General features: G+C 63.0%; 13 protein-coding genes. 9 read left to right on the top strand and 4 right to left on the bottom strand.

Annotated elements, in window-relative coordinates; all coding sequences use genetic code 11:
- The first annotated feature begins 11 nt into the window (after positions 1 to 11).
- The 5 genes from rpmI (at position 12) to ihfA (ending at position 4,826) form a co-directional block, all read left to right on the top strand.
- Positions 12 to 206 (top strand): 50S ribosomal protein L35, encoded by a 195-nt coding sequence (gene rpmI / locus RSO41_RS03855; protein WP_016854829.1) that lies wholly within the window; start codon positions 12 to 14, stop codon positions 204 to 206.
- Between the two features lie 36 nt (positions 207 to 242).
- On the top strand, positions 243 to 596 hold the full coding sequence (rplT, locus tag RSO41_RS03850; protein ID WP_013332273.1) for a 50S ribosomal protein L20: 354 nt from the start codon (positions 243 to 245) through the stop codon (positions 594 to 596).
- Between the two features lie 180 nt (positions 597 to 776).
- Entirely contained in the window at positions 777 to 1,796 is a 1,020-nt protein-coding gene (gene pheS, locus RSO41_RS03845) for a phenylalanine--tRNA ligase subunit alpha (protein WP_315617754.1), read from the top strand.
- 271 nt (positions 1,797 to 2,067) lie between these two features.
- Positions 2,068 to 4,461 (top strand): phenylalanine--tRNA ligase subunit beta, encoded by a 2,394-nt coding sequence (gene pheT, locus RSO41_RS03840; protein ID WP_315617753.1) that lies wholly within the window; start codon positions 2,068 to 2,070, stop codon positions 4,459 to 4,461.
- Between the two features lie 62 nt (positions 4,462 to 4,523).
- The gene (gene ihfA / locus RSO41_RS03835) at positions 4,524 to 4,826 is read left to right on the top strand and encodes an integration host factor subunit alpha (protein ID WP_315617752.1); all 303 of its coding nucleotides are present in this window, start codon (positions 4,524 to 4,526) and stop codon (positions 4,824 to 4,826) included.
- Between the two features lie 102 nt (positions 4,827 to 4,928).
- On the opposite strand, the gene RSO41_RS03830 is transcribed toward ihfA, so the two are convergent.
- Complete coding sequence (locus RSO41_RS03830; RefSeq protein WP_315617751.1) at positions 4,929 to 5,132, bottom strand: DUF2788 domain-containing protein; 204 nt, start codon at positions 5,130 to 5,132, stop codon at positions 4,929 to 4,931.
- A 130-nt stretch (positions 5,133 to 5,262) separates the two neighbouring features.
- On the opposite strand from RSO41_RS03830, the gene RSO41_RS03825 reads away from it, so the two are divergent.
- Both RSO41_RS03825 and RSO41_RS03820 read left to right on the top strand, forming a co-directional pair.
- A complete protein-coding gene (locus tag RSO41_RS03825; RefSeq protein ID WP_315617750.1) occupies positions 5,263 to 5,727 on the top strand; it encodes a flavodoxin domain-containing protein in 465 nt (154 codons plus the stop codon).
- Positions 5,728 to 5,729: 2 nt separating this feature from the next.
- The gene (locus RSO41_RS03820; protein WP_315617749.1) at positions 5,730 to 6,101 is read left to right on the top strand and encodes a hypothetical protein; all 372 of its coding nucleotides are present in this window, start codon (positions 5,730 to 5,732) and stop codon (positions 6,099 to 6,101) included.
- A 169-nt stretch (positions 6,102 to 6,270) separates the two neighbouring features.
- Here the strand turns inward: RSO41_RS03820 and ppnN are convergent, their stop codons facing one another.
- Positions 6,271 to 7,632, bottom strand: coding sequence for a nucleotide 5'-monophosphate nucleosidase PpnN (ppnN, locus tag RSO41_RS03815; protein WP_315617748.1), 1,362 nt, complete (start codon positions 7,630 to 7,632; stop codon positions 6,271 to 6,273).
- Positions 7,633 to 7,971: 339 nt separating this feature from the next.
- On the opposite strand from ppnN, the gene RSO41_RS03810 reads away from it, so the two are divergent.
- Positions 7,972 to 8,919, top strand: coding sequence for a LysR family transcriptional regulator (locus RSO41_RS03810; RefSeq protein WP_315617747.1), 948 nt, complete (start codon positions 7,972 to 7,974; stop codon positions 8,917 to 8,919).
- 80 nt (positions 8,920 to 8,999) lie between these two features.
- Here RSO41_RS03810 and gcvP read toward each other — a convergent pair whose 3' ends face one another.
- A complete protein-coding gene (gene gcvP, locus RSO41_RS03805; protein ID WP_315617746.1) occupies positions 9,000 to 11,894 on the bottom strand; it encodes an aminomethyl-transferring glycine dehydrogenase in 2,895 nt (964 codons plus the stop codon).
- 89 nt (positions 11,895 to 11,983) lie between these two features.
- On the bottom strand, positions 11,984 to 12,376 hold the full coding sequence (gene gcvH / locus RSO41_RS03800; protein ID WP_315617745.1) for a glycine cleavage system protein GcvH: 393 nt from the start codon (positions 12,374 to 12,376) through the stop codon (positions 11,984 to 11,986).
- Positions 12,377 to 12,975: 599 nt separating this feature from the next.
- On the opposite strand from gcvH, the gene RSO41_RS03795 reads away from it, so the two are divergent.
- Complete coding sequence (locus tag RSO41_RS03795; RefSeq protein WP_315617744.1) at positions 12,976 to 14,352, top strand: alanine/glycine:cation symporter family protein; 1,377 nt, start codon at positions 12,976 to 12,978, stop codon at positions 14,350 to 14,352.
- Positions 14,353 to 14,379: the final 27 nt, after the last annotated feature.

The raw sequence follows: 14,379 nt of genomic DNA, 5'->3' as shown, positions 1-14,379 counted from the left end.
GAGTTCAACTCATGCCGAAGATCAAGAGCAACAGCGGCGCTGCCAAGCGCTTCAAGAAGACGGCCAACGGCTTTAAGCACAAGCAGTCGTTCCGTAGTCACATCCTGACCAAGAAGTCCACCAAGCGTAAGCGTCAGCTGCGTGGTATGAAGCAGATCCACGACGCCGACAAGCAGCTCGTGCAGCGCATGCTGCCGAACCTGTAACCCTTGGTTGCCATTCTTCAACGTCAGGAGTAAGCCATGACTCGTGTCAAACGTGGTGTCGTCGCACGCCGCCGTCACAAGAAAATTCTCAAGCAGGCCAAGGGCTACTACGGAGCCCGTTCGCGCGTCTTTCGCGTGGCCAAGCAAGCCGTCATCAAGGCCGGTCAGTACGCCTACCGTGACCGTCGCCAGCGCAAGCGCCAGTTCCGCGCCCTGTGGATCCAGCGCATCAACGCCGGTGCCCGTCAGCATGGTCTGTCCTACAGCCGTTTCGTCGGCGGTCTGAAGAAGGCCGGGATCGAGATCGATCGCAAGGTGCTGGCCGATCTGGCCGTGAACGAGAAGGCAGCATTTGCCGCCATCGTCGAGAAGGCCAAGGCTGCCCAGTAAAGAGGGTCGAGAGGGTGCGGTGTCAGCCGAGCGCCACGCGCCGCCCCGATGATCGTCGCAGGGGAAGAGCAGCCGCTCTTCCCCTGTTTTTTTGCATGCGACACCCGGTCGCGTCGACGCTGTCCGTACAGCAGGGCACTGATCGGCGATGACGGGGCCAAGAATTCGGAGCATCAACGGATGGACCACCTTCCCACACTGGTCGCCGAGGCCCGCGACGCCATCCAGGCCGCCGAAAGCATGGCCGTGCTGGATGAGCTGCGTGTACGCTATCTCGGCAAGAAGGGCGAGATCACCGCGCTGCTCAAGGGCCTGGGCCAGCTGCCGGCGGAAGAGCGTCCGGCCGCGGGGGAGCGTATCAACCAGGCCAAGCAGGCGTTGGCCACCGAGCTCGATGAGCGTAGGCAGACGCTCGAGAAAGCCGCCCTCGAAGCGCGGCTGGCCGCCGAAAAACTGGATGTGACACTGCCGGGGCGTGGCCAGCCCGGCGGCGGTCTGCATCCGGTGACCCGGACCCTGGAGCGCATCGAGGGGCTGTTTACCCATGTCGGTTTCGATGTTGCGGTCGGGCCGGAAATCGAAGACGACTACCACAACTTCGAGGCCCTCAATATCCCTGCCCATCATCCGGCGCGGGGCATGGCCGATACCTTTTATTTCGATGCCACCCGACTGCTGCGGACGCATACGTCGCCGGTACAGGTACGCACCATGAAACGCACCGAGCCGCCGATTCGCATCGTCTGCCCGGGGCGGGTATACCGCAGCGACTCCGATCTGACACACACGCCGATGTTCCATCAGGTGGAAGGCCTGCTGGTCGACGAGGACGTCCGGTTTTCCGACTTGAAAGGCACCATCCAGGACTTTCTGCATGCCTTCTTCGAGCGTGACGACCTGGCCGTGCGCTTTCGACCGTCCTACTTCCCCTTCACCGAGCCCTCGGCGGAGGTCGATATCCAGTGCGTGATGTGTGACGGAGGCGGCTGCCGAGTCTGCTCCCACAGCGGCTGGCTGGAAGTCATGGGCTGCGGCATGGTGCACCCGGAAGTGTTCCGCCACTCTGGTATCGACAGCGAGCGCTATACGGGCTTTGCCTTCGGCATGGGGGCCGAGCGGCTGGCTATGCTGCGCTATGGCGTCAACGATCTGCGGTTGTTCTTCGACAACGATCTGCGCTTCTTGCAGCAGTTTGCCTGATTGTCACCAGTACACAGCCAGGGAGCATTGTCGTCAGGCCCGGTGAGTAGGGGCGGAGACAGGTCGTCGAGAAGGTCCTGCGCAGGGGTGAGGAGGATGGCTCCGAACGAGCTGGCCTTGGATGGTCAGCACCGGCCCTGCAAGCGGAGCGGAACGCGAGAGCTCCGCAGAGCACAGATAGCGGGCAGCGCTTTCCCGTAGACCTGTCGACGGCCCGAGCTCCGTGTTGCCGACTGCGATACTCCTAGAGAGCACAGCGATAGGATTTGTCATGAAATTTTCCGAACAGTGGCTGCGTGAATGGGTCTCTCCGGCGTTGTCGACTCAGGCACTGGCCGATCAGATCACCATGGCCGGCCTCGAGGTGGATGGGATAGAGCCCGTGGCGTCGGCCTTCGATGGCGTGGTGGTGGCCGAGGTGGTCGAGCGGGCGCCGCACCCCGATGCCGACAAGCTCAATGTCTGCCAGGTGGATGATGGCATCGAGCGGCTGCAGGTCGTCTGCGGTGCACCCAATGTCGCCGAGGGGCAAAAGGTGGCGTTCGCCCGGGTAGGCGCCGTGCTGCCCGGCGACGCCAAGGCTGAGGGTTTCAAGATCAAGAAGGCCAAGCTGCGTGGCGTCGAGTCCCGCGGCATGATCTGCTCCGCCTCCGAACTGGGGCTGGAGGAAGACACCTCCGACGGTATTCTTGAACTGCCGTCCGGGGCGCCGGTCGGTGAAGACTTTCGCGCCTACATGACGCTCGACGACAGCACCATCGAGGTGGACCTGACGCCCAATCGGGGGGACTGTCTGAGTGTCAAGGGCATGGCCCGCGAGGTCGGCGTGCTCAATCGCTTGCCGGTCTCGGGACCGCATATCGACCCGGTGGCACCCGTTCACGATGAAACCTTCCCGGTGCGTGTCGAGGACGCCGAGGGGTGCCCGCGCTACCTTGGCCGGGTGATCAAGGGCGTCGACGTCACGGCCGAGACGCCGCTGTGGATGGTCGAACGTCTGCGTCGTGGCGGCGTGCGCGCCATCGACCCGGTGGTCGATGTCACCAATTACGTCATGCTCGAACTCGGTCAACCCTTGCACGCCTTCGACCGGGCCAATCTCGACGGTGCCGTAGTGGTGCGTCGGGCTCGCCAGGGCGAACAACTGGCGTTGCTCGATGGCCAGACCATCACGCTGAGCGGCGATACCCTGATCATCGCCGATGAACGAGGCCCCCTGGCCATTGCCGGCGTCATGGGGGGGGAGCATTCGGGCGTGAATACCGAGACGCGTGATATCTTTCTCGAGGCGGCTCACTTCTCGCCCCTGGCGGTGGCCGGGCAGGCGCGCGCCTACGGGTTGCATACCGATGCGTCGCATCGTTTCGAGCGCGGTGTCGACCCCGCGCTTGCCCGGGAGGCCGCCGAACGGGCCACGGTTCTGTTGCTGGAAATCACCGGCGGTGAAGCCGGCCCGCTGACCGAAGTCGCCGACGCATCCCGGCTCCCCGGTGATCGCGAGGTGGTGCTGCGTCGCGAGCGGCTCGATCAAGCCCTGGACAAGGTACTGCCCGCCGACGAGGTCGGCGAGATTCTCGAGCGCCTGGGCCTGGTCGTCGAGGGTATCGATGAGGGCTGGCGGGCCAGGGTGCCTAGCTGGCGTTTCGATATCGCCATCGAAGAAGATCTTATCGAGGAAGTGGCGCGCATCCATGGCTACAACCAGCTGCCGGCGCGTCACCCGCGAGCACATCTCGGGCCGCGCCCGGATCATGAGGCGCGCACGCCGCTCTCGGCTCTGCGTCATCGGATGGTGTCGCGCGGCTACTTCGAGGCGGTGACCTACAGTTTCGTGTCGCCGGAGCTCCAGGAAACGCTGCTGCCTCAGGCCGTGTCGCCGGTGCTGGCCAACCCGATCTCCAGCGATCTGTCGGTGATGAGGGCTAGCCTCTTTCCCGGTCTGGTACGGGCGCTCGAGCACAACCTCAACCGTCAGCAGAATCGCGTCCGGCTATTCGAGACGGGCCTGGTGTTCCGGGGAGAGCTGGATGATCTCGACCAGGTACCGATGCTCGGCGCGCTGGTCTGTGGCGGCCGTGAACCCGAAGGGTGGAGCGGCGGCAAGCAGAAGGTGGACTTCTTCGATCTCAAGGGGGATCTGGAGAGCCTGATCGAGATGGGCGGAGAGATGGAAGCCTGGCGCTTCGAGCCCGGTGAACATCCTGCCTTGCACCCCGGTCAATGTGCCCGCGTGATGTACCGTGGCCAGGAAGCCGGATGGATTGGTACGCTGCATCCGGCCGTACGTGCCCGCCTCGGTCTCAAGGTCGACGCTCTGCTCTTCGAGGTACGGCTGGATGCCCTGACTCATGGCCGCGTTCCGGCGTTTCAGCCATTGTCCCGTTACCCCGAGGTGCGACGCGATCTGGCCTTCCTGGTCGACGCGGAGCAGCCGGTGCAGGCCTTGCTGGATACGCTGCGCGCCCAGGCCGGCGAATGGCTGGTCGAGGCGCACCTGTTCGATGTCTATCAGGGCAAGGGGGTGCCGGAGGGGCGAAAGAGCGTGGCATTGGGCTTGACCTGGCAGCATCCTTCGCGCACGCTAAATGACGATGAAATCAACCAGTTGGTCGATGCCATCGTCGAGGAGTCGCGTCTGCACCTGGGTGCCGAGTTGCGCGCGTGAAGGCCTCGAGGCGGCTCATGAAGCAGGAACTGGCTCGGCCACCACAGCGTGAGGAAAGCGACATGGGTGCCTTGACAAAGGCCGAGCTGGCCGAACACCTGCACGCCGAGCTTGGCCTCTCCAAGCGTGAGGCCAAGTCCATGGTGGAGTCCTTCTTCGAGGAGATCCGAGGCTGTCTGCGCGAGAATGAACAGGTCAAACTGTCCGGTTTCGGCAATTTCGATCTTCGCGACAAGCGTGAGCGGCCGGGGCGCAACCCCAAGACAGGGGAAGAAATTCCGATCTCCGCGCGTCGCGTCGTGACTTTCCGGCCCGGTCAGAAACTCAAGTCTCAGGTCGAGGAATACGCTGGCGACGAAAGCTGACTCTGTCGTCACATCACATCGAACCATGCAACGAACGCCGTCATTTCCCGTGAAATGACGGCGTTTTCATCTCGCAACGAAGCGATTTGTCCGCGCCGGCATTTATACAGTGTTTTCCAGAGACCAGGTGATCACCACCTTGATCAGGTAAGCCAGCATCCCGCCGCCGAGCACCACGAACAGCATGATGGTGCCGAACCGGCCTGCTCCTGACTTGCGGGCCAGGTCCCAGATGATGAACCCCATGAACAACATGAGGCCGCCGATCATGACAGGCGTGATCCAGGCATCGAAGGCGTGCTGCATGTCTCCTCCACTACGTCGGTAACCCGGGCGAGTATACGCGATTCCCGGACATGCGGGCATGCCCCACGGCGTGCGGCATCGGGGTGCACATGTTACTATCCGGCTGAATTTTCAAGGCAAGCTTCGCGACATGCCCAAGCTCAAGATCTTCGTAGGAACCGTATATGGCGGTGCGCTGGATGTGGCCGAACAGGTCGCCCCGCTGTTCGAACAGGCTGGTTATGACGTGTCGATCTTCGACCAGCCGACACTGGATGATCTGGTCGGCTCACCGACGGATCTGGCCCTTTTCTGTACCTCGACGACCGGCAGTGGCGACTACCCAGGCAGCCTCGTTGCCTTCGTGCGCGAGCTGGAGGCGAAGAGCCCGGGGCTTGTCGGCCTGCGTTACGGTCTGATCGCCATGGGCGACAGCTCTTACGTGGACTCTTTCTGTGGTGCCGGTCGCCGCCTCGACGAGGTATTGCAGGGGCAGGGAGCCGAGCGCCTCGGCGAGCGCCTCGAAGTGGATGCGATGGAAACCTTCATGGCCGATGATGCCGCCTTGCCCTGGGCCGAAGAGTGGATCGAGTCCCAGCAACTCAAGGTGGCCTGAGCATGACGGCTTCACCGGAGCGCTGCAGCCTGCTGATCGGGGTGCTGATCCTGATGGGGGGCAGCATGCCGCGCTACGTCATCGGTGGCCATGATACCCATCTGACCTTGATGTTGATCGGTGGGGTCGCCGTGGCGGCGCTCGCCGCTTTCCAGTGGTGGCTGTTGCCCACCGAGTCGCGTGCCGCATTGCCCGCCCTGATACGGCGGCTCGTGGCCTGCCTGGTGGTCGGCCTGTTGGCCATGGGCATCTGGCATGCATTGTTCGGTGCCTGGAGCGGCTGGCCGCTGCTGGTGTCGCATGGTGCCACCATGGGGCTATTGCTGCACGCTCTGGGGTTGTGGTGGAAGCCAGCCCAGAAGGGGAAGGAGTAAGACGCGGCTGACGCCGCTGGAAGAGCGAAGAACGGCGCTTCGCGCCTTGAAGAGAGAAGAAACCCCTTGACGTCCCAGGCGCTGGGGCTAGCCTGTTCTTCACTCTTCACTCTTCACTCTTCACTCTTCACTCTTCACTCTTCACTCTTCACTCTTCACTCTTCACTCTTCACCCGAGCGTATAGCAGGGCACGTATTCACCGGCGAGTTTCATGCGTCCCTGGGCGACGAAGGATGTCAACAAGTCGTCCAGACGGGCCATCAACTGGGGCTCTGCGCTGAGCTGGAAGGGGCCCTCGGCTTCGATGAGACGGATGCCGCGCTCCTTGACGTTGCCGGCGACGATGCCGGAAAAGGCTCGCCGCAGGTTGGCCGCCAGCTCGTGTACCGGCTGCTGACGGTGCAGGGCCAGGGAGGCCATGCTGTCGTGGGTCGGCTCGAAGGGTTCCTGGAAATCCCGGGCCACGGTGAGTCGCCAGTTGAAGTAGAAGGCATCCTGTCGTGCGCGACGATACTCACCGACGTTGTCGACGCCCTTGCGCATGACCCGGGCCACTTCCACCGGGTCGTCGATGATGATGCGATACAAGCGCCGCACCGACTCGCCGAGGGTATAGACCAGAAACTCGTCGATGCGCTTGAAGTAGTCGGCGGCGTTGGCGGGGCCGGTGAGGATGACCGGCAGCTCCATGTCGTCGTTGTCCGGGTGCAGCAGGATGCCGAGGAGGTAAAGAATTTCCTCGGCGGTGCCGACCCCGCCGGGGAAGATGATGATGCCGTGTCCCAGGCGGACGAAGGCCTCGAGGCGCTTCTCGATGTCGGGCATCACCACCAGTTCGTTGACAATGGGGTTGGGTGCCTCGGCAGCGATGATGCCCGGCTCGGAGACGCCGAGATAGCGGCCTTCGCTGCGACGCTGCTTGGCATGAGCGACGTTGGCACCCTTCATGGGGCCCTTCATGGCACCGGGGCCGCAACCGGTGCATATGTCGAGCTCCCGCAACCCCAGATGGTAGCCCACGTCCTTGGTGTAGTCGTACTCTTCTCGAGAGATCGAGTGGCCGCCCCAGCAGACCACCAGACTCGGGTCCCGACTGGGCTTAAGGGTGCCGGCTTTGCGCAGGATGTGGAAGACGGCATTGGTGGTGCCATCGGCACTGCCCAGGTCGAAACGCTGGCGTGTCTGGATTTCGTTGTAGACGTAGACGATATCGCGCAGCACCGAGGAAAGGTGTTCTCGAATGCCCCGGATCATGCGACCGTCGACAAAGGCTTCGGCGGGAGCATTGCTGAGCTTCAGGCGCACGCCGCGATCCTGTTGAATGACTTCGATATCGAAGTCCGGATAGGTCTCCATCAAGGCCAGGCCGTCGTCGGTGGGATTTCCGGAGTTGAGAACGGCCAGCGCGCAGCTGCGCAAGAGTTCGTGCAAGCCGCTGCGCGACGTGTCGTGCAGGCGGTTGACTTCTTGCTGAGAGAGAATTTCCAGGCTGCCTTCCGGCGAGATAGTGCTGGAGATGGTGTCGGCCATTCGGGGCGTCCGTGTCGCGAGGATGAAAAGGGAGCGCGCCATCGGCGGCTCTCTGGCTTTGCCGGTCATGGCGAAGCCGGTCTGCATGATATCGATGCTATCACGGCCTCGGTGGGGCAGGGCTATCGCAATCAGGGGAAACACTGCTTAAATGCCTGTGCATGCAAATCGCTTCGCTATAGCCGCCATCCCTGGCGGGCTACCCTGCGGGCCCGCCTAAAGGTGGTTCCAATTCACTCCTGGCGAATTTGTGCGCGGTGCTGGTGCGCGGCGCTGCGGTCGTATCCGCCAACTGATAGAATGTTTCCGCCGGTTCTCCGTACAGCGACGTGATGTGCCATGTTCAACGCCCAATACTTCCGCACCTTCATCACTCTGGTCGAAACGGGCAGTTTCACGCGAACGGCGCGTCGCCTGGAAATGACGCAGCCTGGCGTCAGCCAGCATGTGCGCAAGCTCGAGCAGTACCTCGGGCGTTCCCTGATCGAGCGGCAGGGCCGTCGTTTCGCGCTCACCGAAGCCGGGCGGCGTGCCTATGACTATGCCCTGAAGCTGTTCGCCGAGCACGAGCAATTCCGCCACTCACTGGACGATGAAAGCCTCGACAGTGGTGAATGTCGATTGGCGTCGCCCGGGAGCGTCGGCCTGATGCTCTATCCCTTCATTCTCGGCCAGCAGCAGATGCACACCGGCTTGACGGTCAGCTACAGCTTCGCCTTCAACCACGAGATCGTCAGCGACGTGCTCGCCGGACGCCATGACCTGGGGATCGTCACCGAGGCGGTGCGGCATCCCGAGGTGGATTGCGAGGTCTGGCATCAGGAACCCTTGTGCCTGGTGGTGCCGGCGGACTTTGCCGGCACCGGCCTGGCGGATCTGATGGGCATCGGCTTCATCAGCTATTCGGATGGAGTCAACCATGCCGATACCCTGCTGCGCTGCAATTTCCCGGGAGAGTTCCGATCCATGAGCCACTTCCCACGCCAGGGCTTCACCAACGAGGTAAGCATGGTGCTGGATGCCGTGGCGCGTGGCCTGGGGTTTACCGTGGTGTCGCGGCTGGTACTCGAGACCTCGCCCTGGCAACGCCAGGTCAAGGAACTGTCGTTGCCGCAGCCGGTGCATGAGACGCTGCATCTGGTGACCCGGCGCGGCAGCCGCATGCCGCGACGCTATGCCCGGCTGTTGGATGCCTTCCGCGAGCATCGGCGCCATGAGCGCTATGGGCATGGCGAGCCTTCGATGGAGAGTGCAGGCGCCATGGAGAATGATGGTGGAGAGGCCTGAACGGCCGTCGTTTCGCCACCTTGACCGCAACGACGACGCCCCGCCATGATCGATGAGCGGGGCGTCGTGCGTTCGAGGGGTCAGTCTCGGTAAGCGTCGATGCTCGGGCAGGAGCAGATCAATTGACGGTCGCCCTGGACATTGTCGACACGGTTGACCGCCGGCCAGTATTTGGCCGCCTTGACGGCCGCGGAGGGGAAGGCGCCGGTTTCACGGGAATAGGGGCGCTCCCAGGCATCTTCCATCAGGTCGGCCATGGTGTGCGGCGCCCTGACCAGAGGATTGTTGTCCGCCGGCCATTCGCCCGACTCGACCCGGGCGATCTCCTCGCGGATACCGATCATGGCATCGCAGAAGCGGTCCAGCTCATAACGCGATTCCGACTCGGTAGGTTCGATCATCAGGGTGCCGGGCACCGGGAAGGACATGGTCGGGGCATGGAAGCCGTAGTCCATCAGTCGCTTGGCGATATCCTCCTCGCTGATGTCGGAAGCGGCCTTGAGCGGACGGATATCGATGATGCACTCGTGGGCCACGGTGCCGTTGGCTCCCTTGTAGAGAACCGGATAATGCTCGCCCAGTCGATGCGCAATGTAGTTGGCGCCGAGGATGGCCAGCTCGGTCGCCTCGCGAAGCCCGCGAGCTCCCATCATCTTGATGTAGGCCCAGGAGATCGGCAGGATCGAGGCACTGCCGAAGGGGGCTGCTGCCACTGCCCCGGCATCGGCGTCGACGCCTTCCAGGCCACGCACGCTGTGGTTGGGGACATGGGGGGCCAGATGTGCCTTGACGCCGATGGGGCCCATGCCGGGTCCGCCTCCACCATGGGGAATGCAGAAGGTCTTGTGGAGGTTGAGGTGGGACACGTCACCGCCGAAGTCGCCGGGGCGTGCCAGGCCCACCTGGGCGTTCATGTTGGCACCGTCGATGTAGACCTGACCGCCATGCTCATGAACGATCTCGCAGGCTTCGCGCACCTCCTCTTCGAAGACCCCATGAGTGGACGGGTAGGTAAGCATGATTGCCGAGAGTGCATCGCGATGCTGTTCGGCCTTGGCGCGCAGGTCGGCCAGGTCGATGTTGCCGTCTGCATCGCATTCGACCACCACGACCTTCATATGGACCATGGCCGCCGAGGCCGGGTTGGTACCGTGGGCGGAACTGGGAATCAGACAGACATCCCGGTGTCCCTCGCCTTGGGCCGACTGATAGCGGCGGATGGCCACCAGGCCGGCATACTCGCCCTGGGCGCCTGAGTTGGGCTGCATGGCGATATGATCGTAACCGGTGATTTCCTCCAGGAAGGCAGCCAGCTCGTCGATGATCTGCTTGTAGCCGGCCACCTGGTCCTTGGGCGCGAAGGGGTGAATACGGGCCAGTTCGGGCCAGGTGATGGGCATCATCTCGGCGGTGGCGTTGAGCTTCATGGTGCACGAGCCCAACGGGATCATGGCATGCGCCAGCGAAAGGTCCTTGTTTTCCAGGCGCTTGAGATAGCGCAGCATCTCGGTTTCGCTGTGATAGCGCTGGAAGGTCGGATGCGTGAGGAAATCGGAGTCACGCTGGCAAGCCTCGGGAATGCCACTGGTGCCCGCGGCGACGATCTCGGCGTCCAGGACCGACACGGAAAGGCCATGCTCTTCACCGAGCAGTACATCGAAGAGCCGTGCCACATCATGCGCGGTGGTGGTCTGATCGAGGCTTAGGCCGACGTCGCCGTTCTCGAAGTAGCGCAGATTGACGTCTTGAGCCATGGCGCGCCCGTGGATCTTGCCGGCGTCCACGCCGGTCAGGCGCAGGGTATCGAACCAGCTGTCGCTGGCCAGGTTGATACCGGCGCGTTGCAAGCCTTCGGCCAGGATGGTGGTCAGCCGGTGGATGCGTCCGGCGATGGTGCGCAGGCCCTCGGCGCCGTGATAGACGGCGTAGAAGCCGGCGATGTTGGCCAACAGTGCCTGGGCGGTACAGATGTTGGATGTGGCCTTCTCGCGGCGGATGTGCTGCTCTCGCGTCTGCATGGCCATGCGCAGCGCGGTCTGTCCGCGTTCGTCCCGGGAGACGCCGATGATGCGGCCGGGGATCGAGCGCTTGAGCTTGTCCGAAGTGGCGAAGAAGGCGGCGTGAGGACCGCCGAAGCCCATGGGAACCCCGAAGCGTTGCGCCGAGCCGACTACCATGTCGGCGCCCAGCGCTCCGGGCTCCTTGAGCAGCACCAGCGACATGATATCGGCCGCCACGCAGGTCATGATGCCCCTCTCTCCGGCGGCGTCCAGCAGGGGCGCGAGATCGCGGATGCGCCCGCTGTCACCCGGATACTGCAGCAGGGCGCCGAAGACATCGTGCTCGGCCAGTTGCTCGGCGGGGGCAACGATCAGCTCGAAGCCGAAGTAGTGAGCCCGGGTGCGAACCACGTCCAGGGTCTGCGGGAAGACATCCTCGGCGACGAAGAAGGCATTGGTCTTGGCCTTCTTGTTGGCGCGCCGGCAGAGTGCCATGGCCTCGGCAGCGGCGGTCGCTTCGTCGAGCAGTGAGGCATTGGCCAGGCTCATGCCGGTGAGGTCCATGACCATCTGCTGGAAGTTCAACAGGCCTTCCAGGCGTCCTTGAGATATCTCCGGCTGATAGGGGGTATAGGCAGTGTACCAGCCAGGGTTCTCGAGCACGTTGCGCTGAATCACTGCCGGCAGCAGGGTGTCGTAATACCCCTGACCGATATAGCTCTTGGCCACTCGATTCTGGCGTGCCAGTCGGTAGAGGTAATCCAGGGCTTCGGCTTCGCTGCGTGGCGGATCCAGGTCCAGCTCGCGTCCCAGGCGGATGCCTGCCGGAACGGTACGATCGATGAGACTGGCCATGCCGTCGATATCCAGCGTTTCCAGCATGGCGGCCACATCGTCGGCGTCGGGGCCGTTGTGGCGCTGGAGGAAGGCATCGTGGTTGGCCAGATCGGCCAGGCGGCGATTGTCGAAAGCCATGACATACCTATAGATGACGTGGTGGCACCCGAGTGCCGGACAGGAAGGAAAGGGCAGGGCCCGGTCGGTTTCGACCGGGCCGAGCGGGATCACTCTTCGGCGGCAGCGATGGCCTGATAGGCTTCGGCGTCGAGGAGGTCGTCCAGGTCGGTGCCGTCCTCGAGGCGCACCTTCATGATCCAGGCGTCTTCGTAGGGCGATTCGTTGATGGCCTCGGGAGCGTCTTCGAGGGCTTCGTTGACCTCGATCACTTCGCCGGATATCGGCGCGTACAGGTCCGAAGCGGCCTTGACAGATTCGACCACGCCGAACTCGTCGCCCTTGGCGAGCGACGCGCCGACTTCGGGCAATTCGACGAACACCACATCACCCAGGGACTGCTGGGCATGATCGGTGATGCCGATGGTCACCGTCCCGTCGCCATTGTCCTGAATCCACTCGTGGCTCTCGGCGTAGCGCAGATTGGGGGGAATAGAGCTCATGATATTTTCCTATACGAAAAAGATTTTCTGAGTTGGGTGAAATCCTAACGCCATCGGAGCCATTTGGCGAGCCCCTAAGGCGTCGATATCCGTGCTGCGTGGAACACGCCCATCCCCATCTTAGAAAACCCCCGGGGAAATGCCCATGAAAGTCGGCCCGTGCTTGCCTTGCTCGGCCGTTTCTTACGGTGAAAGAGGCTAGCCGCGAGGGGGCGGTGTCTCGTTCGGTGGCTCGGGGGGAGCGGCCGAAAGAACCCGTAGTCCCGGATAGTATCGGAGCATGCTGCACTTGCCCGGCCCGGGAACGGTCGCTACAGTGCTCGATGTTTCCTATAAGAAAATAGTTTCTTTGTCTGGCCGGTAGCCGCGCTCGAGGGAGCTCGGGCAGAGACGCTTCGAGACGGCCGAGGTGCGAGATCCGGCGGGTCGATGACTATACTTTGTTCTGTGTCGGGGAGAAATCCCGAGATTTTCCAATAGGAGACTGGAGCGCCAACGGAAGGATTCGCTATGGTACGCCTGTTCGTATCATCGCGGCCCAGGCTGCCCATGAAAGCCATGCACGTTGGTGCATAACAAGAATCTTAGGGAGACGAAACGTGGAAACCTTGACCAATATCTTGACGGCGATCGAAGGCGTCGTATGGGGCCCCTTGATGCTGGTGTTGTTGCTGGGGGTCGGCCTCTATCTGCAACTGGGGCTCAAGCTGTTGCCCATCCGCAAGCTGGGGATGGGCTTCAAACTCCTGTGGGGCGGTCGCCAGACGGCCGCAGGTGACGAGAAAGATGGTGAGGTATCACCTTTCAACGCGTTGATGACCTCGCTGTCGGCGACCATCGGGACCGGCAATATTGCCGGGGTGGCGACTGCCATCTTCCTGGGGGGGCCTGGCGCGGTCTTCTGGATGTGGATCACCGCCCTGGTCGGCATGGCGACCAAGTTTGCCGAAGCGGTGCTGGCGGTGCGTTATCGCCAGGTGGATGCGGCCGGCGATCACGTCGGTGGCCCCATGTACTATATCCGCAATGGCCTCGGCAAGAAGTGGGGCTGGCTCGGTGGCGCCTTTGCGCTGTTCGGTGCCGTGGCGGCCTTCGGTATCGGCAATACCGTGCAGTCCAACTCGGTGGCCGATGGTCTCGGCGAGTCGATTGGCCTGCCTCACTGGATCACCGGTCTGGTGATCATGGTACTGGCCGGCGCGGTCATCCTCGGTGGCATCAAGCGGATCGCCAAGGTGGCAGGCAAACTGGTACCGGTGATGGCCGTGGCCTATATCGTCTGTGGCCTGCTGGTGCTGATCATCAATGCCGACCAGGTCGGTGCGGCGTTGGGCATGATCTTCGGGCACGCCTTCACCCCGATCTCCGCGGCGGGCGGCTTCGCCGGTGCGGCAGTGGCCAAGGCCATTCAGTTCGGTGTCGCGCGCGGTGTGTTCTCCAACGAGGCGGGGCTGGGCAGCGCGCCCATCGCCCATGCGGCGGCACAGACCAAGAATCCGGTGCGCCAGGGCCTGATCGCCATGCTGGGGACCTTCATCGACACCATCGTGGTGTGTTCCATCACCGCCCTGGCGATCCTGACCACGACCTGGACCTCCGGCGAGACCGGGGCCGCACTGACGGCCATGTCCTTCAATGATGCCCTCCCGGGTGTCGGGCAGTACGTGGTGTCTTTCGCTCTCGCAGTGTTTGCCTTCACGACCATCCTGGGCTGGGCGTTCTACGGCGAGAAGTGCTTCGAGTACCTGTTCGGCGTGGGAGCGATCAAGATCTATCGGGTGGTCTACATCCTGGCGATCTTCGTGGGTTCCGTGTTGCCGCTCGGCTTCGTGTGGCTGCTGGCCAGCGTCTTCAATGCCATGATGGCGATCCCCAACCTGATCGCCCTGGCACTGTTGTCACCGGTGGTCTTCAAGCTGACGAAGGACTACTTCGATGGCAAGGAAGTCCTGCCCGGCGAAGACCTCGATAAGTAAGTGATGACATGGCCGGCAGATGCCGGC

It is taken from the genome of Halomonas sp. I1, assembly GCF_032334135.1.
Classification (GTDB): Bacteria; Pseudomonadota; Gammaproteobacteria; order Pseudomonadales; family Halomonadaceae; genus Halomonas.
This window is presented reverse-complemented; position numbering and strand designations above follow the sequence as displayed.